Genomic DNA, 19,587 nt, shown 5'->3' with positions numbered 1-19,587 from the left:
AATTCATTCGAATTCGATTGAACAAAAAAGGGCCGCCCCAACAGATGAGTGGACGCGGCCTCCCGTTGGGGGCGCCATTAGCGAGCGCGGGCGGCAAAGTCAAACATCCGATCACTCGCCGCCTTCGATGCGCGCGGCGTCCTTCACCCTCTCGCCATCCTTGCGCAGCTTGCGGCGGCGCATCGCGGACTTGCGCCTGAGGCCGAGGTCGGCCCAGCGCCCGGCTTCGGGTTGCCAGCGCTTGAAGCGGACATATTGGCGGCGCGCCCATCGGCTGGTGCGCAGGCACAGGGCAAGGCCGAAGGCGAAGACGAAAAGCCCGCCCGGTCCCGGCAGCACGCCGACCACGGGCGAGACGACAATGGTCAGGACGCCCGCCACGAAGACGACCGTGCGCCAGGGATCCTGATCGATCCATTTTTTCGGCTTCCCACCCATGAGGCTCATGTGGCGACTGCGGGTGATTCTCTCAAGGCACCCGCGCGGCTTTTTCGACGAACATGCGCAATACTTGCCAGCGCCGGTCGATACGCTAGGGTAACGAGGCCGAAGCCAGGGGGAATGTTGCCCGAATTTGTCGTGGCCCGCGAGGGCGTGAACTGATGGTCGCGATCGTCGATACGGTCGCCTATCTGGGGCTCGAGGCGCGGAGCGTCGAGTGCCAGGTCCAGCTGTCCGCCGGTATTCCCAATTTCATCATCGTCGGGCTGCCCGACAAGGCGGTGGCCGAGAGCCGCGAGCGGGTGCGCTCGGCCTTGTCGGCGATCGGGCTGGCGCTGCCGCCCAAGCGGGTGACGGTCAACCTGTCGCCCGCCGACCTGCCCAAGGAAGGTTCGCATTTCGACCTGCCGATCGCGCTAGGGCTGCTGGCGGCGATGGGGGTCGTCGATGCCGAGATGCTGGCGCATTATGTCGCGGTCGGCGAACTGGGGCTGGACGGGCGCATCGCGGCGAGCCCCGGCGTCCTGCTAGCGGCGATGCATGCGAGCGGGCGCGACATGGGACTGATCTGTCCCTACGACCAGGGATCGGAAGCGCGCTGGGCGGGCGAGGTCGAGGTGATCGCGCCGCGCGACCTCATGGGGCTGCTTAGCCATTTCAAGGGCACCGAGCCGCTCGAGATGCCGCTGGCGGGCGAGGCCGAGGACGTGGCGGGCGGGCCCGACCTCCGGAGCGTGAAGGGGCAGGAGACGCCCAAGCGCGCGCTCGAGATCGCGGCGGCCGGGGGACATAATCTGCTGATGAGCGGACCGCCGGGGTCGGGCAAATCGCTGCTGGCGAGCTGCCTGCCCTCGATCCTGCCGCCGCTGGAGCCCTCGGAGGCGCTCGAGGTGTCGATGATCGCGAGCGTGGCGGGGACGCTGGAGGGCGGCAGGCTGAAACGGCGGCGACCGTTTCGCGACCCGCATCATAGTGCGAGCATGCCGGCGCTGGTCGGCGGCGGCTTGAAGGTGAAGCCGGGGGAGATCAGCCTGGCGCATCTCGGCGTGCTTTTCCTCGACGAACTGCCCGAATTCCAGCGCGCGACGCTCGATTCGCTGCGCCAGCCGCTGGAGACGGGGACGGTCAGCGTGGCGCGGGCCAATGCGCACCTGACCTTTCCCGCGCGGGTGCAGCTGGTGGCGGCGATGAACCCGTGCCGCTGCGGGCATCTCGGTGATCCGGCGCTGGCCTGTTCGAGGGCGCCGCGCTGTGCGGCGGATTATCAGGCGAAAATCTCGGGACCGCTGCTCGACCGGATCGACCTGCATGTCGAGGTGGCCGCGGTGAGCGCGATGGACCTGACGCTGCCGCCGCCATCTGAAGGGAGCGAGGACGTCGCGGCGCGCGTGGCGCGGGCGCGGGCGGTGCAGGTGGCGCGCTATGTCGAGACAGGCTTTCGCACCAATGCCGAGGCGAGCGCCGACGCGATCGAGGCGCATGGCAAACCCGATGAGGCGGGGCAGCGGCTGCTGACCGAGGCAGCGGGGGCGATGCGCTTGTCGGCGAGGGCCTATCACCGCGTGCTGAAGGTGGCGCGGACGATCGCCGACCTGGCAGGCGCGGAAACGGTCGGGCGCATCCATGTCGCCGAGGCACTGAGCTATCGCCACCAGCCGCCGCGCAATTGAGGGGCCGCCCTAACGCGGGATGAAGCGGCTCCAGTCGACCCGGGTCATGGCGACGAGGAAGCCGAGAAGGAGGAGCTGGAGCGCGATGGCGAGCGGATCGGTGAGATGGGCGAGCAACGTGTCGCCGAGGCTGGAGGCGCGCAGCGTCGATGCACCCCAGACATAGAGGCTGTAGGAGACGAGCCGGCCAGCGAAGAAGGCGATCGTGAAGGGCAGGAGGCGCACGCCCGCCATGCCCGCGGCGGCGAACAGCTGGGCCGAGGGAAGGGGCGATAGCGCGAACAGGCCGAGCGCGAGGAGGCTGCGATGGCGGCGCGCTTCAAGCGCGGCGCGGGCCTGCGCGAGATTGGCGCGGCTCTTGTCCGACAGGCGGGTGGCGAAATGGCGAAAGCTGAGCGCGAGGCAGAAGCGTCCGGCGGCGGCGGCCGCGGCGCCGATCGGCACCATGACGAGGGGATCGAGCCCGCTGCTGAGCGTGACATAGACGAGCAGCGACCAGGTCGGCGGGCCGAAGGCGGGCAGGAGGTTGTTGCCGAAGACGACGAGGAAGAGAAGAAGGTAGCCCGTCATGGCGCGATCCTGCGCCCGCGCAGGCTGTCGAGGCAAGGCTGTTGCACGACTTGCCCAGCTGGGCTAGGCGGCGGGTCCGCTGGTATCTGCCTCCGTGGCGGAATTGGTAGACGCGATCGACTCAAAATCGATTTTCTTACGAAGTGCCGGTTCGAGTCCGGCCGGAGGTACCAGCCGAAAGAAGACAGTCCGGGGGACTGTCTTCCGGCTGGTCCAGAGCGCAGCGGAGGCTTGCGCTTTCTCGTCATGGCATGGGCCCCAGCCTTCGCTGGGGCGACGGATGGGTGAGCCGTTTGCGCTCGATCGCGGCGAATCAGCTGGGGCCTGAGGGGGCGCGCTCGAGATGCTGTGTCCGTGCTGCCACATCGGTGGAGCGGGGGCGCCTTCTCGATAATGGCGCGAAACGGTCGTTTCATCTGCGCCCAGTCGTTGGGCCCTTCGACCAACGGCGGCGTTATTCCGTCACGCTTCGTTTCGCCGCATTTTATATTCGGGAGGCAGCGGCAATCGGGCCGCCTGCCTTTTTGGATCTCTCCATGAAAAAATCGATCATTGCCGCCGCTGTCGCGGCATCTTTCGTGCCTGCCGCCGCGCAGGCGCAGGACATCAACGGGGCGCGCGTCGAGGTCCGTGCCGGTCTCGACCAGTTCGAACTGGGGGTCGAGGTGTCTGATGGGATCGACGCCCTGCTGATCGAGGAAAGCGAAAGCGGCCTCTCCTATGGCGGCGAGGTCGGTTACGATGTCGGCCTCGGCGGCAATCTGTTCGTCGGCCCTTATGCCAATCTGGATTTCTCCACCGCCGGCTATGAGGAAGTCGACGACGGGGACGTCTATTCGCTCGAAGCCGGGCGCAACATCGGGGTCGGCCTGCGCTTGGGCGTCGCGCTCAATCCCGGCACGGGGCTCTATGCCAAGGGCGGCTATAGCAATGGTCGGCTCGAGGGCGAGGCGACCGAGACGGTGATGGGCGAGACGACGACCACGACCGGGAGCGTCAACCGCGGCGGCTGGCATGCCGGCCTCGGCGGCGAGGTGGCGATGGAGACCGGCACCTATTTCAAGGCCGAGGCGCTCTACACGCGCTATTCGGACGAGGATTACGACCTCGGCAACGGCCTGGTGGGGCGGGCCTTCGGCCACCGCCTCCAGCTGCTCGCGGGGATCGGTCTTCGCTTCTGACCGGCCTCGACACGATGATGCGATGACAGGAGCGGGGGAGGGGCGACCTTTCCCCGCTTCGTCATCCACTTTGTCACTTGCGGCTTGGAGCGCGCTCGCTACGCTGCCGAAATGGCCGAGCCGCACCAATATCCCGATGCCCCGATCGAATATCAGGACAGCCATACGCTCGAGGTGAAGCGGGTGCGGCTCCTGGCCGCGATCGCGCTGGTGCTGGGGGCGGGCTTCCTGTTCGCCTTGCCCTTCGCATTGCAGGCGGGGGCGGAATTCTTCCTGCCGGTGACGGCGGCGATGGTGATCGCCATCGCGCTGGTGCCGGTGCTCGAATGGTTCGAGCGGCGCGGCGTTCCCAGCGGGCTGGCGGCAATCGTGTCGCTGCTGCTGTTCATCGCCTTCGCCGCCTTCGTCATCGCCTCGATCGTGCTGCCCGCGATCGACTATTTCGCGCTGATCCCCGAGCGGATCGACCGCATCCGCGAAACGGTGCTGCCGATCATGCAATATTATGCGCAGCTCGAAGCGTTCATCGAGGGCATCTTCGACGATATCGCCGTGTCGGGCGGCGAACAGGCCAGCGTCACGCTGACGACACCCGATTCGCTGCTCGACCTGTTCGCGACCTCGGCGCCGGTGGCGATCGTGCAGATGTTCTTCGCGATGCTGGTGATCTTCTTCTTCCTGTCGCGCTGGACGCGGATGCGCGAGCGTACCATCACCAGCCGCGGCAGCTTCGAGGGCGCGCTGACGACGGCGCGGGTGATCCAGCAGGTCGTCGATGCGACCTCGACCTACATCGGCACTATCACCTTCATCAACGTGACGCTGGGCACGCTGACCGCGCTCATCCTGTGGGCGCTCGGCATGGACAGCCCGATCATGTGGGGCGGGATCGTCGCGGTGACCAATTTCATCCCTTATCTCGGGCCGATCTTCGCCGCGATCCTGCTGGCGATCGGAGGATTGATGAGCTTCGTCGACGTATGGGCCGCGATGCTGCCGCCGCTGGTGTTCATCGTGCTGCACAACCTCGAGGCCAATGTGATCACCCCGATGGTGGTCGGCAAAAGGGTCAGCCTGTCGCCGCTGCTGATCCTGATTTCATTGAGTTTCTGGCTGTGGATCTGGGGCTTCCTCGGTGCGCTTCTGGCGGTGCCCTTGCTCATCATCATTAAAACCGTTTTCGCCGCGGCAGGCACGCCCGACATCGCCGGTTTCCTGTTCGAGCATGGCACGTTGACCCATGTCGGCGAGGAAGAGGAAAAAGATTGAAATTAGTGTTTGACAGGTGGGCGAGCCTGTCATAGTTCGCCGCCACCAAGCCGATGCGGGTGTAGCTCAGTTGGTTAGAGCGCCGGCCTGTCACGCCGGAGGTCGCGGGTTCGAGTCCCGTCACTCGCGCCACTTGCCCTGAGGGAAGTGGCCCATTCGCACGGCTTGGTCTTCGAACAGATCGAATGATAAAAGGCTCCGATTGCTCGGGGCTTTTTTCGTTTGTGGCGAAGGCTGCGGCGACTAGCGCTGGTGGCCGGTTTCCATCCAGGCGAGGAGGGGCTTCAACGGCGCGATCCAGGCGATGCCGATGACGAGGAAGAAGGGCATTTGCGCGAGCGCGGGCCAGCCGGCGATGAGGTCGAAGAAAAGAAGCGCGACCACGACATAGGCGGTGAGCCAGGCGAGGATGAGCGCGATGCCGATGGCGACGCGCGACTTGGGCTCGTGCACTTCATTGTCCATCGGTGGTGAAATCCTCGATGCCGCGGGGGGTGACGAAATAGTGGAGCGGCACGTCCCATTCGTCGTGCGGCAGGTCCTGGTCGAGGCGTTGCATCTGCCAGCCCAGCCCGACGAAGCGCGCACCGTGGAGATGCGGCAGGACGCGGTCGAAATGGCCGGCGCCCTGGCCGATGCGATAGCCGCGATTGCCCACCGCGAGCAGCGGGATGAGGACGAGGTCGGGGGAAGCCTCGGGGCAGGTCGGGCGCGGCTGGTTGATGCGATGCGGCCCAGGGATATCGGGTTCGCCCGCGCGATAGATGAAATGGTCGTTGTCGCCCTCGAAGGTGGGATAAGCGATGGTCCGCCCCAGCCGCTTGGCGCGGGCGAGCGCGGGCAGCGGGCTGATCTCGCCGCCGATGGGCGAATAGGCACCGATGACGCGCGCGCTGGCGAGCATGGGAGCGATGAGCTCGGCGAGCTGCTCCTCGAGCGCATGGCGGGTCGAGGGCTCGAGATTGCAGACGAACTGGCGACGTTCCTCGCGCAAGGATCGCCGGATGTCCTGCTTGGTGGCATCGGGGGCCAGATGTTCGGGTGACGGGACCGCCATGGTCGTTTGCCTCTTAATCCTCTGACGCCAGAACGTCAGGTGGGCGCCATATATCCCGGACCAGGGTCCAGGTAGGGACAGCTCCCTAGGATGTAGAAAGCCTCAGGGATAGTCGTGGCTCGTGCCCGGCAGTACCCGTCAGACCCCATGTAGGCCTAGCGGGCCGCCTTCTCAAGGCGAATTGCGATGGCCTCCAGCCGGTCGGCGAGGGCTTCGGCGCGGGCGGCGGTCGCTTCGTCCTCTTGTACGGGCGCGGCACTCTTGCCGCCCGCGAGGTCGTCGGCGAGCATGAGGGCGGCGTAGAAATAGAGGCTGGCGTCGGACAGGGTGCCCATGGCCGAGCGCGCGTCGTTGCAGCGCTGTTCGACGAGATGGCCGGCGCGCACCAGCTGTTCCTCCTCGCCGTCGCGGGCGCGGACCTTATAGTCGCGGCCGTTGATGTGGAGGGTAACCTCGCTCATGCGGCATCCTCGTTTTCACGGGCGGCGATGAGCTGGTCGAGCTCGGCGAGCGCGGCGCGCACGTCCTCGCGCAGGGCATCGTCGCGTTCGGACTGTTTCTCGATCCGCGCCATCGCCCCGTCGATCCGCTCGCAGGCGGTTTCGGCGCGGGCAAGCGCGGCGGAGAGGCGGTCGGACGACATGGTTAAACGCCTAGCGCTCGGGCCGTGGATTGCCAAGCGAAGTCCCAAAAAGGGTGAAGGGAGCGCTCCCACATGGTTGACGACTGGCCGCGAGGGAGCAATAGCGGCGCGTAGAGGGGTGGGCGCCCGCGGCCCGCCCGGGGATCTATGCCACAAGGAGCCGGCATGCCGACCAAGCGCCGCCTAGCCAATGCCATTCGCGCCCTCTCGATGGACGCGGTGCAAGCCGCCAATTCGGGTCATCCCGGTATGCCGATGGGCATGGCCGACGCCGCCGTGGCGCTCTATGCCGATCATCTCAAGCATGATCCGTCCGATCCGCACTGGCCCGACCGCGACCGCTTCGTGCTGTCGGCGGGGCATGGCTCGATGCTCGCCTATTCGCTGCTGCACCTGTCGGGCTATGCGCATCCGACGATGCAGGAGATCAAGGATTTCCGGCAGCTGAAGAGCCCGTGCGCGGGGCATCCCGAGAATTTCCTGCTGGCAGGCGTCGAGACGACGACGGGGCCGCTGGGGCAGGGGCTCGCCACCGCGGTGGGCATGGCGATTGCCGAGCGGCATTTGAATGCCATTTATGGCGACGAGCTGGTCGATCACCACACCTATGTGATCGCGGGTGACGGCTGCCTGATGGAAGGCATCAACCATGAGGCGGCGGGACTGGCCGGGCACTTGCAGCTCGGGCGGCTGATCGTGCTGTGGGACGACAATGAAATCACCATCGACGGGTCGACCGACCTGTCGCGCACCGAGGATGTGCTCGGGCGGCACGAGGCGATGGGCTGGTCGACGCATGAATGCGACGGCATGAGCGCCGATGCGGTCAGCCGCGCGATCGCCGAGGCGAAGAAGGTCAACAAGCCTTCAATCATCCGCTGCAAGACGACCATCGGCTATGGCGCGCCGACCAAGCAGGGCACGGCGGCGACGCATGGCGCGCCCTTGGGCGAGGACGAGATCGCCAAGGCGCGCGAGGAGCTGGGCTGGGACGCCGAGCCCTTCGTCATCCCCGACGACGTGCGCGAGGCGTGGACCGCGATCGGCCAGCGCGCGCAGGCTGAGAAACAAGCGTGGGAAGAGCGGCTGGCGGCGTCGGACAAGGCCCAGGCGTTCAAGGACCAGCTCGACGGCAAGTGGGACCGGCGCTGGCAGGGGCAGCTGATCGAGAAGCTGATCGCGAACCCTGAGAAGATGGCGACGCGCAAGGCGAGCGAGATCGTGCTGGCCGCGATCAACGAGGCGATTCCCGCGACCATCGGCGGGTCGGCCGACCTTACCGGTTCGAACAACACCAAGGCGGGCGGGATCGGGCCGCTCGATGCCAAGAATTACGGCGGGCGCTACATCTATTACGGTATCCGCGAATTCGGCATGGCCGCGGCGATGAACGGCATGGCGCTGCATGGCGGGGTGCTGCCTTATGGCGGCACCTTCCTCGTCTTCGCCGATTATTCGCGCCCGGCGATCCGTTTGGGTGCGCTGATGGGGGCCAAGGTGGTCCATGTCATGACGCATGATTCTATCGGGCTGGGCGAGGATGGACCGACGCACCAGCCGGTCGAGCATCTCCAAAGCCTGCGGGCGATGCCGGGGCTGACCGTCTATCGGCCCTGCGATGCGGTCGAGACGGCCGAGGCGTGGGGCGATGCGCTGGCGGGCGATGGGCCCGCGCTGCTCGCGCTGTCGCGGCAGGGGCTGCCGCAGATGCGATTGGAGAAGAGCGAACATAACCTCACCGCCAAGGGCGCCTATCGGATCAAGAGCGCCAAGAAGGATCGCCGCGTCATTCTGATCGCGACGGGCTCGGAAGTGCATCTGGCCGCCGAGGTGGCCGAGCGGCTGGAGAATGACGGCGTGGGCGCCGATGTCGTGTCGATGCCGAGCTGGGAGAAGTTCCGGGCGCAGGACGCGGCCTATCAGGCGGACATCCTGCCCGAGGTCGATCCGAGCGAGATCCTGCGCGTGTCGATCGAGGCGGGGACGACCTTCGGCTGGTCCGACATGACGATGAAGAACGGGCTCAACATCGGCATCGACAGCTTCGGTGCGAGCGCGCCCGCCCCCGACCTGTTCGAGAAATTCGGCTTCACGCCCGAGGCCATCCAATCCAAGATCATGGAGCGTTTGAACAATGACTAAAGTCGCCATCAACGGTTTCGGCCGCATCGGTCGCCTCGTGGCCCGCGCGCTCTTGGAGCGCGACGATCACGATCTCGAACTGGTCGCGATCAACGATCTTGCCGATGCCAAGTCGAACGCGCTCCTGTTCCAATATGACAGCACCCATGGTCGCTTCCCCGGTTCGGTCGAAGTGGATGGCGAGGATGCGATCATCGTCGGTGGCAAGCGTATCGCGGTGACCAAGGAACGCGATCCCGGCAAGCTGCCGCATGGCGAGATGGGCGTGGACATCGTGCTCGAATGCACCGGCTTCTTCCAGTCGGTCGAGGCGAGCCAGCCGCACATCGACGCGGGCGCCAAGCGGGTGCTGATCTCGGCCCCGGCGAAGGGCGATCTGAAGACCATCGTCTATGGCGTGAACCATGACACGCTGACGGGCGACGACATCATCGTGTCGAACGCCAGCTGCACCACCAACTGCCTCGCGCCGGTCGCCAAGGTCTTGAACGACACGGTCGGCATCGAGCGCGGTTTCATGACCACGGTGCACAGCTATACCAACGACCAGCGCATGCTCGACCAGATGCACTCGGACATGCGCCGGGCGCGCGGCGGGGCGCAGAACATGATCCCGACGACGACGGGCGCGGCGCGCGCGGTCGGGCTGGTGCTGCCCGAATTGAACGGCAAGCTGGACGGTTCCTCGATCCGCGTGCCGACGCCCAATGTCAGCCTCGTCGATCTCGTCTTCCAGCCGGGTCGCGACACGTCGAAGGACGAATTGAACGCGGCGCTGAAAGCGGCAGCCGAAGGGGCGATGAAGGGCGTGCTCGACTTTACCGAGCAGCCGCTGGTGTCGAGCGATTTCAACCATCATCCGGCAAGCTCGACGGTCGACAGCCTCGAGACCGGCGTGATGGAAGGCAAGCTGGCGCGCGTGGTGAGCTGGTACGATAACGAGTGGGGTTTCTCGAACCGCATGATCGATACCGCGGGCGTGATGGCGAGCAAGCTCTGACGCGTCATCCCGGCGAAGTCTGGGATCCATGCCGGCTTGGCAATCGTCGTCGTGGATGAATTGAGCTGACATGGGCCCCAGCCTGCGCTGGGGCGACGGAGAGTTTTATGACGAGCTTCAAGACCCTCGACGACCTGCCCGACGACCTCGGTGGGAAAACGGTGCTGGTGCGCTGCGATCTCAACGTGCCGATGGCCGATGGCGACGTCACCGACGATACGCGGATCCGGGCGCATTTGCCGACACTGAAGGAATTGGCGGGCAAGGGCGCCAAGGTGCTGGTCCTGTCGCACTTCCGGCGGCCCGAGGGGCGGGCGCAACCGAGCATGTCGACCGCGCTGCTGGTCGAGCCGATGCGCGAGCGCACGGGGCTGTCGGTGCGCTACATCGAGGATTGCCAGGGGCCCGAGGCGGCGCGGGCAGTGTCGATCATGCTGCCGGGCGCGATCGGGCTTTTGGAGAATACCCGCTTTCATGCTGGCGAGACGGCCAATGACGCGGCGCTCGCCGAGGCGATGGCGGGGCTCGGCGATTATTATGTGAACGATGCGTTTTCGGCGGCGCACCGGGCGCACGCCTCGACCGTCGGCATCACGCAGTATCTGCCGAGCTATGCGGGCCGCGCGATGGAGGCGGAGCTGAAGGCGCTGGAGGCGGCGTTGGGGAGCCCCGAGCATCCGGTCGCGGCGGTCGTCGGCGGGGCGAAGGTCTCGACCAAGTTGGCGGTGCTCGAGAATCTCGTCGAGAAGGTCGATCATCTGATCATCGGCGGAGGGATGGCGAACACCTTCCTCGCCGCGCGCGGCGTGACGGTGGGAAAGAGCCTGATGGAAGCCGATCTGGTGCCGCAGGCGAACGACATCTTCGCCGCCGCCGACAAGGCCGATTGCACCATTCACCTGCCCTATGACGTGGTGGTGGCGAAGGAGTTCGCGGCCCATCCCGACAGCCTTCGCACGGTCAACGTGCATGAGGTGGAGGCTGACGAGATGATCCTCGACATCGGGCCGAGTGCGGTCGAGGCGCTCGCCGATGTCCTCAAGACGTGCAGGACGCTGGTGTGGAATGGGCCGCTCGGGGCGTTCGAGACCGAGCCGTTCGACCGCGCCACGGTGAGCCTCGCGCAGACCGCGGCGGCGCTGACCAAGGAAGGCAGTCTCACGAGCGTGGCGGGCGGGGGCGATACGGTCGCCGCCTTGAACCAGGCCGGCGTGGCGGGCGATTTCAGCTTCGTCTCCACTGCGGGCGGGGCGTTCCTCGAATGGATGGAAGGCAAGGCGCTGCCCGGTGTGGCGGCGCTGCGCGACTGATGGCCGAGATCAGTGCCAGCATCGAGACTGCCGAGCACCGCTGGATGCGGGGCTGGATCGAGCGTGATCGCAAGCTGCTGAAGCAGGCGACGGCGCGCAGTTTCCGCTTCGTGGTGGCCGCGTCAAAGCCCGTGCTGCTCGATCGCTCGAGCCTGATCGATGCCGCGCCCGACCAGTTCGGCTGTTCGGGCTATCGCTTCGGGAACATCTATTGTCGCCGCCATGGCGGTGTCGCCTTGTTCGCGACTCAGGCCGAGCTTGAAATGACGCTCGAGGGGCGCGCATGGTCGGGTACCTTCTGGCTGCAGGATATGTGGAAGAAGAGCGCGATGAGCCGCAAGTGGCAGCTCACCGAACGCGCCTTGAGCCGCACCGAGGACGACGAGCGCGTGGCGGGCGCGATCCGGTCGTTGCAGCTCTGGCGCTAGGCGCTCATTCCTCGACTTCCTCGCCCTCCGATGGCGGTTCGACCTTGCCCTCGCGCTGAAACAGCTTGGCGACGAGAGAGGAAGCGGCGGCCCAGAGCGCGCCGAGGCCCCAGCCGGCGAGGACGTCGGTCGGCCAGTGCACCCCGAGATAAAGGCGCGAGAAGCCGATGAGGAAGGTAAGGCCGAGCGCGGCGCCCATCAGGTAGAGGCGCACGCCCATGTGCGTGCGTGTGCGCGCTACCAGCGCGGCCAGCGTCAGATAGACGAGCGCCGAATTGAGCGAGTGGCCCGAGGGAAAACTCAGTGTGTCGACGGGGACGAGGTGGGGCACGACGTCGGGCCGCTCGCGCAGCACGATGCCCTTGGCGAGCTTGGTCGCCAGCGCACCGAGACCGATCGATACCGAGACGAAGAGCGCGGCCTTGTGGCGCCCGATGGCGAGCAGGTAGCCGACCGCGAAGAGGGTAACGAGCGTGAGGACGGTGACGCCGCCCAACGCGGTGATGTCGATCATCGCCTCGGTCATCCATTGCGGGGCGGTGGGGTCGCCGAGCGCGCCGGCCTTGCGCAGCGAGAGAAGGATCTTCTCGTCGAAGCCGAAATGATCGCCTTCCATGATCTCGTTGGCGAGAAAGATGATGGCGGCGAGCACGGCGGCACCGACGAGGAAGCCGACCAGCAGCCAACTGTCGGGGCCGTGATCTTCCTTGAGGGCCCGGCGTGCGTCCTTGGAGTCCATTGGCGGTCAAGAAACAGATGGGAGCCTTGGTTCCCTCGTGAAAACTCAGTCCTCGAGGCGATATTCGGGGTTGGGCCAGCCGGGTTTGGACCCGTCGTCCCAGTCGCTGCGCACATTGCCGACGGCGGGGATGCCGTCACTAGCTTTGAGCATCAGGGCCAAGTGCATCAGGTTGAAGGCCATGAAGGTGGTGTTGCGCTGGGTGAAGAGATTGTCGAAGCCGACGCGGCCCGAGCCGTCCTCCTTTTCATCGCCGTAGCTGGGGCCGGGGCCGGCCTCGCCGATCCAGCCGCAATCGGCCTGGGGCGGGATGGTGTAGCCGACGTGGCTCATCGCGTAGAGACAGGAAGCGGCGACCGCCTTGATGCCGTCCTCGTTGCCGGTGACGACGCAGCCGCCGACCTTGCCGTAGAAGAGATATTGGCCGGCAGGGTTGGTCTGGCCCGAATGGGCGTAGAGCTTTTCGATGAAGGCCTGCGCCAGCGATGACTTCTCGCCGAGCCAGATGGGGGTGCCGAGGACGAGGATGTCGGCGCCGATGACGCGCTCGCTGAGCTGCGGCCAGTCGTCGCGCTCCCAGCCATGGTCGGTCATGTCGGGATAGACGCCGGGGGCGAGGAGGTGGTCGGACAGGCGGAGGCGGTCGACGGCAACGTTCGAGCGGGTGAAGATTTCGCCGACCACGTCGAGCAGCGTGTCGGTGTGGCTCTTCTGGGACGGCGGTTTGAGGCTGGCGTTGACGAGCATGGCAGTAAGCCCGCTGCCGTCGAGCGCGGCTTCCTTGCAGATCGCGGCCTGCTGATCGGACATGATGGTCATTGAAATTTCTCCCGCCTGTCGTTTCGATCATACGTGCGGCGGGGGTGGAAAGTTACGCGGCATGGCTTTTTCGCAGGCGTGAGCGTTCACAGCGTTGCGCCGGTCGGACAGGCCGTCTAGCGGGCCACGCATACGTATGCACTCGACCGGCGGGGAGGCCAGACACGATGACGTTCGATCCCAAGATGATGGCGCAGATGGTGGGCGGTTCGGGCTTTATCGCCGCCCTGGACCAGTCGGGGGGGTCGACCCCCAAGGCGCTCGCGGCCTATGGGATCGGCGAGGATGCGTGGTCCAATGAGGAGGAAATGTTCGGCCTCATCCACGACATGCGCACGCGCATCGTCACGGCGCCGAGCTTTTCCGGACGCAAGGTCCTTGGCGCGATCCTGTTCGAGAAGACGATGGACGGCGAAGCGGACGGCAAGCCCGTGCCGCAGCTGTTGTGGGAGCGCGGGGTGGTGCCGTTCCTCAAGGTCGACCAGGGGCTCGAGGACGAAGCCGAAGGCGTCCAGAAGATGAAGCCGCTGACCCGGCTCGACGAGCTCATCGCCAAGGCGCGGGCGCGCGGCGTGTTCGGCACCAAGATGCGCAGCGTTATCAATCACGCCAATGACGAGGGCATTCATGCCATCGTGACGCAGCAGATGATGGCGGCGAACCAGATCCTCGAGGGCGGGCTGATGCCGATCGTCGAGCCCGAGGTGAACATCAAGTCGCCGAGCCGGGGCGAGGCCGAGCGGATGCTGCTGAAGCACCTCACCGCTGCATTGGACGGGATGGACCCCGGCAAGCGCGTGATGCTCAAGCTCACTTTGCCGGAAGAGGATGATCTCTATGCGCCGCTGGTCGCGCATCCGCATGTCGCGCGCGTGGTCGCGCTGTCGGGCGGTTACGAGCGCGAGGAGGCCAATGCGAAACTGGCGAAGAACCGCGGCATGATCGCGAGTTTTTCCCGCGCGCTCTTGCAGGATTTGCGTGCCGACATGGACGATGCGCAGTTTGACGAGGCATTGGGTGGCGCGATCGACGAAATCTATGCCGCGAGCGTGTGCAACGGCTGATTTTGCGCTAGGGGCGGCGCATGGACGATTTCGATTATAGCGTCTTTCCGGCGCCCGAACGCGAGCATCCTTGCGATCTCTACTTGATCAGCCCGCAGGACGTGGGCGGTGATTTTCCCGAGCGGCTGCGCGCGGCGGTGGCGCATGAGCGCGTCGCGGCCTTCCAGCTTCGGGTGAAGGGGATGGAGAGCCATGCGCTGGCGCGGCTGGCCGAACCGCTACAGCAAATCTGCGCCGATGCGGACGTGGCGTTCATCGTCAATGACGATGTGGCGATGGCCAAGCGGCTGAAGGCCGATGGCGTACATCTGGGGCAGGGCGATGGCGACGTGAAGGACGCGCGCGCCATCCTCGGGCCGTCGGTGCAGATCGGGGTGACCTGTCATGCCAGCCGCCACCTCGCGATGGAAGCGGGCGAGGCGGGGGCCGATTATGTCGCCTTCGGTGCCTTTTACGACAGCCCGACCAAGCCGAGCGAGCATCGCCCCGAACCGGGGATCCTCAGTTGGTGGTCGAGCCTGTTCGAATTGCCCTGTGTGGCGATCGGCGGGATCACGGCGGACAAGGCCGCGCCGCTGGTGCGCGCGGGCGCCGATTTCCTTGCCGTTTCGAGCGCGATCTGGGGTGCGAAGGACGTGGCAGCGGCAGTGGCGGCGTTCGAGGAAGTGCTGGGCGAGGGATAAAGCGAGGGTCTGCTGCGTTGGCTGGAGAATAGTCCAGTCCAAGAGGTGATGCATGACCCGTCTTTCGCAACGTAAATTTCCCCGCAACAAAGTCGTTACCGCTTTCGCCGGCGCGATCGCGCTGGCCGCAGGCGGCGCCCTTTTGACCTCCGATGGTGCCGAGGCGCAGACCAGCGAGGCCAGCAGTTCGACGCAGATGAAAAAGTCGAGCCAAGCCAAGGCGGCCGAGGCGACGGCGCAGAAGAAGACGAAGCCGGGGGCGACCTATGGCTCGACCGCGCTCGAGGAGGGCGAGAGCGAGCAGCGGCTGATGGCCGATATCGACAATGACGTCTTTCACGCGATGGTCCTGCTCGACCGCGCCAATTTCTCGCCGGGCGTGATCGACGGCAGGGAAGGGCAGAATTTCACCTGGGCGCTCAAGGGTTACCAGGAAGCGCATGGGCTCGAGGTGACGGGCGAATTGGATACGCCGACGCGGCAGAAGCTGTTGGAGAATGGGCGCAAGCCGACGCGTTTCCTGCGCATCGACGAGACCGAGTTCGGCTCGCCGCACAAGAGCATTCCCGATGATCCGACCAAACAGGCCGAGATGGAGCGCATGCCTTACAAGACGCTGATCGAGGAAGTGGCCGAGCGGTTCCACACTACCAAGGAGACGCTGATCGCATTGAATGGCGACAAGGCGAAAAATGTCGAGATCGGCACCGTCCTGCAATTGCCCAACGTGCTGCCCGCGAGCCGCGATTATGGCGAGATGGAAGGCGCCGAGCGCGACCTGTTCAATGCCCTCAACGTACAGCCCGAGCCGGGCGTGAAGGGCAAATATATCACCGTCGATGAATCGGACGGCCAGCTGCGCGTGTTCGATGCCGACGACAAGCTGGTGGCGCAGTTCCCCGTCACGACGGGGTCGGAGAACGATCCGCTCCCGATCGGGGAGTGGACGGTCAACGCCTATAGCTTCCTGCCGCCCTTCCATTACCAGCCCGATTTGTTCTGGGATGTCGATGACAGCGAGGAAAGCGTGATGCTGCCGCCGGGGCCGAACGGCCCGGTCGGGGTCGCCTGGCTCGACCTGTCGAAGGAGCATTACGGCATTCACGGCACGCCCGAGCCGCAGACCATCGGCTATACCGAGAGCCATGGCTGCCTGCGCATGACCAATTGGGACGTGCTGACCTTGTCCAGGATCATGGACGAGGGCTTCCGCGCGAAGTTCGTCGCGTAACGTGAAGTCGCTGCTGGTCGCGATCGTCACCGCCATCATCACCTCGATGGGATGGCTGGTGGCGTTCAACTCAGGCATGGTGACACCGGCTGCCGAGGAGGCGGCGGTGGAAGCGGAGGCTCCGACATCGCCGGGCGACGCGTCGCCGCGACCGATGCAGGACGCCGAGTTCGAGACGGTGGGCGAGGAAGGGCTCGACCGCGGCGATACGCTGCGGCTCGATCCCGAGCTTCGGCGCGCGCGGTCGGTCGAGATCGGGCCGCGCGGCATGGCCGTGCCGGTCGCGGGCGTGACCCCCGAGGCGCTGGTCGATACCTTCACGCAGGCCCGCGCCGGCGGGGCGCGGCGGCACGATGCGATCGACATCATGGCCGATACCGGGACGCCTGTCGTGGCGGCGGCGCCAGGCGTGCTGGAGAAGATCTATTTCTCAGACGGTGGCGGGGGTAAGACGCTCTACGTGCGCTCCGATGACAAGAAGTGGGTCTATTATTACGCCCATCTCGATGACTATGCGGACGGGCTGGAGGAAGGTGACCGGATCGCGCTCGGCCAGCGGCTGGGGACGGTGGGCTTTAGCGGCAATGCCAATCCCGATGGGCCGCACCTGCATTTCGCGGTGCACCGCATGGAGCCCGAGGAAGGCTGGTGGGAGGGCCGCCCGGTCAATCCCTATCCGCTGCTTGCAGGAGAGGATGAGGACGGCTAGGGGCGTTGCCATCAAGGATCATGCGTCCGGACGGTCGGCCTGCAACGGTCGGCCCGGTTCTTTCAGACTGTCGGTGAAACGAGGGGCGTCGAGGACGGCGTCCTGCCGGTCGGGCGAATATAAGTAGAGGAATTGCGATCATGAAGATGAATGCGGTCGATATCCGTCCCGGCAACATCATCGAATATGAAGGCGGCCTGTGGAAGGCGGTCAAGATCCAGCATACGCAGCCCGGCAAGGGCGGCGCCTATATGCAGGTCGAGCTCAAGAACATCGAGGACAACCGCAAGACCAACGTGCGTTTCCGCTCGGCGGAATCGGTCGAGAAGGTGCGGCTCGAGACGCAGGATTATCAGTATTTGTTCGCCGATGGCGATGAACTGACTTTCATGGACAAGGAAACCTATGAACAGGTCATCGTCCAGAAGGATCTGATCGGCGACCAGGCGGCGTTCCTGACCGATGGCATGGACGTCATCCTCGAAACGCATGAAGGCCGCCCGCTGAGCGTCCAGCTGCCGCAGTTCGTCGAGGCCGAGGTGGTCGAGGCCGACGCGGTGGTGAAGGGCCAGACGGCGAGCGCCAGCTACAAGCCCGCCGTGCTCGACAATGGCGTCAAGATCATGGTCCCGCCGCACATCACTTCGGGCACCCGGGTGATCGTCGACACGACCGACTTCACTTATTCGAAGCGGGCCGACTGATGCGCCGCGCCGCCGTTCTTGCCGGCATCGCCGCGCTCGCGCTCGGGGGATGCGACCAGCAATGGTCCACCCCGCCAGAGGAAGAGGCGGCGACCAGCGAGACGGGCGGCGATGTCGAGGCCAGCGGCAGCGAGGTCGCGACCTTCGGCAATGGCGTGAAGACGGTGGCGAGCGATGCTGGCGTCGAGGAGACGGTAAAGCGGCTCGAAGCCGCGCTCGAGGAGGGCGGTTTCACGGTCGTCGCCAAGCTCGATCATGCGAGCAATGCGGCGAGCGTCGAACTCGACATGCTGCCCGCCGTGTCGATCTTCTTCGGCAAGCCCAAAGTGGGCACGCATTTGATGCGCGCGGCGCCGAGCGCAGCCTTGGATCTGCCGCAGCGCATGGCGATCTACCAGGACGCGGAGGGCGTGACGCAGGTCAGCTACAACAGCCCGGTCTGGCTCGCCTCGCGCCATGGCATCGAGCAGCAGGACGATCGGATCGAGACGATTTCGGGGGCACTTGAGACATTGGCGATGACCGCGGCGGGCAGGGACGCGGCGGTCACGCAGAAGGAAGATAGCGAATAATGGTTAGCCACTCGGGCCTCATCACCGTCATGGAACGCGCCGCGCGCAAGGCCGCGCCGCGTCTCAGGCGCGATTTCAACGAAGTCGAGAATCTGCAGGTGTCCAAGAAGGGGCCGGCGGACTTCGTGTCGATGGCGGACAAACGCTGCGAGGCGACGATCGTCGATGAACTCCGCCATGCGCGCCCCGACTGGGGGCTGGTGCTCGAGGAAGGCGGCGTGATCGAGGGCAATCCCGACAAGCCGCGCTGGATCGTCGATCCGCTCGATGGCACGTCGAACTTCCTTCACGGCATCCCGCATTTCGCGATCACCATCGCGGTCGAGGACAAGAAGCCCAACGGCGATCCCGAAATTACCCATGCGCTGACCTACCAGCCGATCACCGACGAAAGCTTCTGGGCCGAAAAGGGCCGCGGGGCGTGGCTGCAGGACCAGCGTCTGCGCGTGTCGGCGCGGCGCCATCTCGACGAAGCGCTGATCGGCACCGGCATGCCCCATTTCGGTCGCGGCGACATCGGCCGCTGGACGCGCATCTATGGCGCGATCGGCGCACAGGTTTCGGCAGTGCGGCGTTTCGGCGCAGCGAGCCTCGACTTCGCCTGGGTCGCGGCCGGACGCCTCGATGGCTTCTGGGAAGACGATCTCGACCTGTGGGACGTGGCGGCGGGGTTGTTGCTGGTCAAGGAAGCCGGCGGCTTCGTCACCGACTATCGCGGGCAGGACCGGATGCTCGCCAAGCGCGAATATCTGGCGGCCAATGGCGACCTGCACAGCAAGCTGCACAAGCTGGTCGCGGGCGCGATCCGCTAGAAGGAATTGCGAACCAGTCGCAATAGGCTGATGCGCATCTTTAGGCGGTTGCGAAGCAGCGCCTTCCTGTCCTAAAGCCGCGCCAAACCACGTAGCCGGAGACCTTCCTTGGCCGCAGTTGCCGTCGATTATCTGCCGATCCTCCTCTTCCTGTTCATCGCAGGGGGGCTGTCGGCGCTGTTCGTGTTCCTGCCCATGGGCGTCAGCCGCTTGACCGGTGCGCACAAGCCCGATGCGGCCAAGCTCAGCGAATATGAGTGCGGTTTCCCCGCCTTCGAGGACAGCCGCGACCAGTTCGACGTGCGCTTCTACCTCGTCGCCATCCTCTTCATCGTCTTCGATCTCGAAGCCGCCTTCCTCTTCCCCTGGGCCGTGAGCCTGTGGGGCACCGGCTGGGCGAGCTGGATCGCGATGATGATCTTCCTCACCGAACTGACGCTGGGCCTCGTCTATGCCTGGCAAAAGGGAGCCCTCGAATGGGAGTAACCTACAGCCCCAAGCCGACCGAGCAGGACATCGCGCGCGCCGCTGGCCTCGAAGTGG

Annotated in this window: 23 protein-coding genes and 2 tRNA genes; 17 read left to right on the top strand and 8 right to left on the bottom strand. The window is 65.7% G+C overall.

Going from position 1 to position 19,587, the window contains the following annotated elements:
* Positions 1–111: 111 nt before the first annotated feature.
* Positions 112–447 (bottom strand): hypothetical protein, encoded by a 336-nt coding sequence (locus NUW51_RS04745; protein ID WP_265563219.1) that lies wholly within the window; start codon positions 445–447, stop codon positions 112–114.
* Positions 448–602: 155 nt separating this feature from the next.
* Between NUW51_RS04745 and NUW51_RS04740 the strand changes: the two genes are divergently transcribed.
* Positions 603–2,111: a YifB family Mg chelatase-like AAA ATPase gene (locus NUW51_RS04740; protein ID WP_265563218.1), complete on the top strand. Its 1,509-nt coding sequence runs from the start codon at positions 603–605 to the stop codon at positions 2,109–2,111.
* A gap of 9 nt (positions 2,112–2,120) precedes the next feature.
* Here the strand turns inward: NUW51_RS04740 and NUW51_RS04735 are convergent, their stop codons facing one another.
* The gene (locus NUW51_RS04735; RefSeq protein WP_265563215.1) at positions 2,121–2,681 is read right to left on the bottom strand and encodes a hypothetical protein; all 561 of its coding nucleotides are present in this window, start codon (positions 2,679–2,681) and stop codon (positions 2,121–2,123) included.
* Between the two features lie 88 nt (positions 2,682–2,769).
* Between NUW51_RS04735 and NUW51_RS04730 the strand changes: the two genes are divergently transcribed.
* The 4 genes from NUW51_RS04730 to NUW51_RS04715 all read left to right on the top strand — a co-directional run bounded on the left by NUW51_RS04730 (position 2,770) and on the right by NUW51_RS04715 (position 5,263).
* Positions 2,770–2,854: transfer RNA gene (locus NUW51_RS04730), tRNA-Leu, on the top strand.
* 363 nt (positions 2,855–3,217) lie between these two features.
* Entirely contained in the window at positions 3,218–3,862 is a 645-nt protein-coding gene (locus tag NUW51_RS04725; protein ID WP_265563213.1) for an outer membrane protein, read from the top strand.
* A gap of 111 nt (positions 3,863–3,973) precedes the next feature.
* Positions 3,974–5,131 carry an AI-2E family transporter gene (locus NUW51_RS04720; protein ID WP_265563212.1) on the top strand — a complete coding sequence of 386 codons (1,158 nt, stop codon included), beginning with the start codon at positions 3,974–3,976 and terminating at the stop codon, positions 5,129–5,131.
* Positions 5,132–5,186: 55 nt separating this feature from the next.
* Positions 5,187–5,263, top strand: a tRNA-Asp gene (locus NUW51_RS04715).
* A gap of 111 nt (positions 5,264–5,374) precedes the next feature.
* Here NUW51_RS04715 and NUW51_RS04710 read toward each other — a convergent pair.
* The 4 genes from NUW51_RS04710 to NUW51_RS04695 all read right to left on the bottom strand — a co-directional run bounded on the left by NUW51_RS04710 (position 5,375) and on the right by NUW51_RS04695 (position 6,831).
* Positions 5,375–5,596, bottom strand: coding sequence for a DUF2842 domain-containing protein (locus tag NUW51_RS04710; RefSeq protein WP_265563210.1), 222 nt, complete (start codon positions 5,594–5,596; stop codon positions 5,375–5,377).
* Positions 5,586–6,188: a 5-formyltetrahydrofolate cyclo-ligase gene (locus tag NUW51_RS04705; RefSeq protein WP_265563208.1), complete on the bottom strand. Its 603-nt coding sequence runs from the start codon at positions 6,186–6,188 to the stop codon at positions 5,586–5,588. Before NUW51_RS04705 ends, NUW51_RS04710 begins: the two co-directional genes overlap by 11 nt.
* 155 nt (positions 6,189–6,343) lie before the next feature.
* Positions 6,344–6,649, bottom strand: a complete 306-nt coding sequence (locus NUW51_RS04700) for a cell division protein ZapA (protein WP_265563205.1) — start codon at positions 6,647–6,649, stop codon at positions 6,344–6,346.
* Positions 6,646–6,831, bottom strand: coding sequence for a hypothetical protein (locus NUW51_RS04695; protein ID WP_265563203.1), 186 nt, complete (start codon positions 6,829–6,831; stop codon positions 6,646–6,648). Before NUW51_RS04695 ends, NUW51_RS04700 begins: the two co-directional genes overlap by 4 nt.
* 165 nt (positions 6,832–6,996) lie before the next feature.
* Here NUW51_RS04695 and tkt point away from each other — a divergent pair, with 165 nt between their 5' ends.
* From tkt to NUW51_RS04675, 4 genes are all read left to right on the top strand, one after another.
* Complete coding sequence (gene tkt, locus NUW51_RS04690) at positions 6,997–8,973, top strand: transketolase (protein ID WP_265563201.1); 1,977 nt, start codon at positions 6,997–6,999, stop codon at positions 8,971–8,973.
* Positions 8,966–9,973 carry a type I glyceraldehyde-3-phosphate dehydrogenase gene (gene gap, locus NUW51_RS04685; protein ID WP_265563199.1) on the top strand — a complete coding sequence of 336 codons (1,008 nt, stop codon included), beginning with the start codon at positions 8,966–8,968 and terminating at the stop codon, positions 9,971–9,973. Before tkt ends, gap begins: the two co-directional genes overlap by 8 nt.
* Before the next feature lie 107 nt (positions 9,974–10,080).
* The gene (locus tag NUW51_RS04680; protein ID WP_265563197.1) at positions 10,081–11,283 is read left to right on the top strand and encodes a phosphoglycerate kinase; all 1,203 of its coding nucleotides are present in this window, start codon (positions 10,081–10,083) and stop codon (positions 11,281–11,283) included.
* Positions 11,283–11,711 carry a DUF4440 domain-containing protein gene (locus NUW51_RS04675; RefSeq protein WP_265563195.1) on the top strand — a complete coding sequence of 143 codons (429 nt, stop codon included), beginning with the start codon at positions 11,283–11,285 and terminating at the stop codon, positions 11,709–11,711. The genes NUW51_RS04680 and NUW51_RS04675 overlap by 1 nt, the downstream gene beginning before the upstream one ends.
* A 4-nt stretch (positions 11,712–11,715) precedes the next feature.
* Here NUW51_RS04675 and NUW51_RS04670 read toward each other — a convergent pair whose 3' ends face one another.
* The gene (locus NUW51_RS04670) at positions 11,716–12,450 is read right to left on the bottom strand and encodes a phosphatase PAP2 family protein (protein WP_265563193.1); all 735 of its coding nucleotides are present in this window, start codon (positions 12,448–12,450) and stop codon (positions 11,716–11,718) included.
* 45 nt (positions 12,451–12,495) lie between these two features.
* Complete coding sequence (locus tag NUW51_RS04665) at positions 12,496–13,269, bottom strand: flavodoxin family protein (protein WP_265563191.1); 774 nt, start codon at positions 13,267–13,269, stop codon at positions 12,496–12,498.
* Between the two features lie 167 nt (positions 13,270–13,436).
* On the opposite strand from NUW51_RS04665, the gene NUW51_RS04660 reads away from it, so the two are divergent.
* The 8 genes from NUW51_RS04660 (at position 13,437) to ndhC (ending at position 19,530) form a co-directional block, all read left to right on the top strand.
* On the top strand, positions 13,437–14,333 hold the full coding sequence (locus tag NUW51_RS04660) for a fructose bisphosphate aldolase (protein ID WP_265563189.1): 897 nt from the start codon (positions 13,437–13,439) through the stop codon (positions 14,331–14,333).
* 20 nt (positions 14,334–14,353) lie between these two features.
* Positions 14,354–15,016 (top strand): thiamine phosphate synthase, encoded by a 663-nt coding sequence (gene thiE / locus NUW51_RS04655; protein ID WP_265563187.1) that lies wholly within the window; start codon positions 14,354–14,356, stop codon positions 15,014–15,016.
* Positions 15,017–15,068: 52 nt separating this feature from the next.
* Positions 15,069–16,247 (top strand): L,D-transpeptidase family protein, encoded by a 1,179-nt coding sequence (locus tag NUW51_RS04650; RefSeq protein WP_265563185.1) that lies wholly within the window; start codon positions 15,069–15,071, stop codon positions 16,245–16,247.
* A gap of 1 nt (position 16,248) precedes the next feature.
* Positions 16,249–16,956 carry a M23 family metallopeptidase gene (locus NUW51_RS04645; protein WP_265563183.1) on the top strand — a complete coding sequence of 236 codons (708 nt, stop codon included), beginning with the start codon at positions 16,249–16,251 and terminating at the stop codon, positions 16,954–16,956.
* A gap of 140 nt (positions 16,957–17,096) precedes the next feature.
* Complete coding sequence (efp, locus tag NUW51_RS04640; RefSeq protein ID WP_265563181.1) at positions 17,097–17,660, top strand: elongation factor P; 564 nt, start codon at positions 17,097–17,099, stop codon at positions 17,658–17,660.
* A complete protein-coding gene (locus tag NUW51_RS04635) occupies positions 17,660–18,232 on the top strand; it encodes a DUF302 domain-containing protein (protein WP_265563179.1) in 573 nt (190 codons plus the stop codon). Before efp ends, NUW51_RS04635 begins: the two co-directional genes overlap by 1 nt.
* Positions 18,232–19,044 carry an inositol monophosphatase family protein gene (locus NUW51_RS04630; RefSeq protein WP_265563177.1) on the top strand — a complete coding sequence of 271 codons (813 nt, stop codon included), beginning with the start codon at positions 18,232–18,234 and terminating at the stop codon, positions 19,042–19,044. Before NUW51_RS04635 ends, NUW51_RS04630 begins: the two co-directional genes overlap by 1 nt.
* A 108-nt stretch (positions 19,045–19,152) precedes the next feature.
* Positions 19,153–19,530, top strand: a complete 378-nt coding sequence (gene ndhC / locus NUW51_RS04625; RefSeq protein ID WP_265563175.1) for an NADH-quinone oxidoreductase subunit A — start codon at positions 19,153–19,155, stop codon at positions 19,528–19,530.
* Positions 19,531–19,587 lie beyond the last annotated feature (57 nt).

It is taken from the genome of Sphingomicrobium arenosum, assembly GCF_026157085.1.
In the GTDB taxonomy this organism is placed as follows: Bacteria; Pseudomonadota; Alphaproteobacteria; order Sphingomonadales; family Sphingomonadaceae; genus Sphingomicrobium; species Sphingomicrobium arenosum.
This window is presented reverse-complemented; position numbering and strand designations above follow the sequence as displayed.

Bases quoted from the DNA above. Each gene is read 5' to 3' on its own strand.
- NUW51_RS04705 (WP_265563208.1), bottom strand. From the start codon at position 6,188: ATGGCGGTCCCGTCACCCGAACATCTGGCCCCCGATGCCACCAAGCAG.
- gap (WP_265563199.1), top strand. From the start codon at position 8,966: ATGACTAAAGTCGCCATCAACGGTTTCGGCCGCATCGGTCGCCTCGTG.
- NUW51_RS04735 (WP_265563215.1), bottom strand. From the start codon at position 2,681: ATGACGGGCTACCTTCTTCTCTTCCTCGTCGTCTTCGGCAACAACCTC.
- tkt (WP_265563201.1), top strand. From the start codon at position 6,997: ATGCCGACCAAGCGCCGCCTAGCCAATGCCATTCGCGCCCTCTCGATG.
- efp (WP_265563181.1), top strand. From the start codon at position 17,097: ATGAAGATGAATGCGGTCGATATCCGTCCCGGCAACATCATCGAATAT.
- NUW51_RS04720 (WP_265563212.1), top strand. From the start codon at position 3,974: ATGGCCGAGCCGCACCAATATCCCGATGCCCCGATCGAATATCAGGAC.
- NUW51_RS04670 (WP_265563193.1), bottom strand. From the start codon at position 12,450: ATGGACTCCAAGGACGCACGCCGGGCCCTCAAGGAAGATCACGGCCCC.
- NUW51_RS04695 (WP_265563203.1), bottom strand. From the start codon at position 6,831: ATGTCGTCCGACCGCCTCTCCGCCGCGCTTGCCCGCGCCGAAACCGCC.
- NUW51_RS04740 (WP_265563218.1), top strand. From the start codon at position 603: ATGGTCGCGATCGTCGATACGGTCGCCTATCTGGGGCTCGAGGCGCGG.
- NUW51_RS04675 (WP_265563195.1), top strand. From the start codon at position 11,283: ATGGCCGAGATCAGTGCCAGCATCGAGACTGCCGAGCACCGCTGGATG.
- NUW51_RS04650 (WP_265563185.1), top strand. From the start codon at position 15,069: ATGACCCGTCTTTCGCAACGTAAATTTCCCCGCAACAAAGTCGTTACC.
- thiE (WP_265563187.1), top strand. From the start codon at position 14,354: ATGGACGATTTCGATTATAGCGTCTTTCCGGCGCCCGAACGCGAGCAT.
- NUW51_RS04665 (WP_265563191.1), bottom strand. From the start codon at position 13,269: ATGACCATCATGTCCGATCAGCAGGCCGCGATCTGCAAGGAAGCCGCG.
- NUW51_RS04700 (WP_265563205.1), bottom strand. From the start codon at position 6,649: ATGAGCGAGGTTACCCTCCACATCAACGGCCGCGACTATAAGGTCCGC.
- NUW51_RS04745 (WP_265563219.1), bottom strand. From the start codon at position 447: ATGAGCCTCATGGGTGGGAAGCCGAAAAAATGGATCGATCAGGATCCC.
- NUW51_RS04680 (WP_265563197.1), top strand. From the start codon at position 10,081: ATGACGAGCTTCAAGACCCTCGACGACCTGCCCGACGACCTCGGTGGG.
- NUW51_RS04710 (WP_265563210.1), bottom strand. From the start codon at position 5,596: ATGGACAATGAAGTGCACGAGCCCAAGTCGCGCGTCGCCATCGGCATC.
- NUW51_RS04660 (WP_265563189.1), top strand. From the start codon at position 13,437: ATGACGTTCGATCCCAAGATGATGGCGCAGATGGTGGGCGGTTCGGGC.
- NUW51_RS04725 (WP_265563213.1), top strand. From the start codon at position 3,218: ATGAAAAAATCGATCATTGCCGCCGCTGTCGCGGCATCTTTCGTGCCT.
- NUW51_RS04635 (WP_265563179.1), top strand. From the start codon at position 17,660: ATGCGCCGCGCCGCCGTTCTTGCCGGCATCGCCGCGCTCGCGCTCGGG.
- NUW51_RS04630 (WP_265563177.1), top strand. From the start codon at position 18,232: ATGGTTAGCCACTCGGGCCTCATCACCGTCATGGAACGCGCCGCGCGC.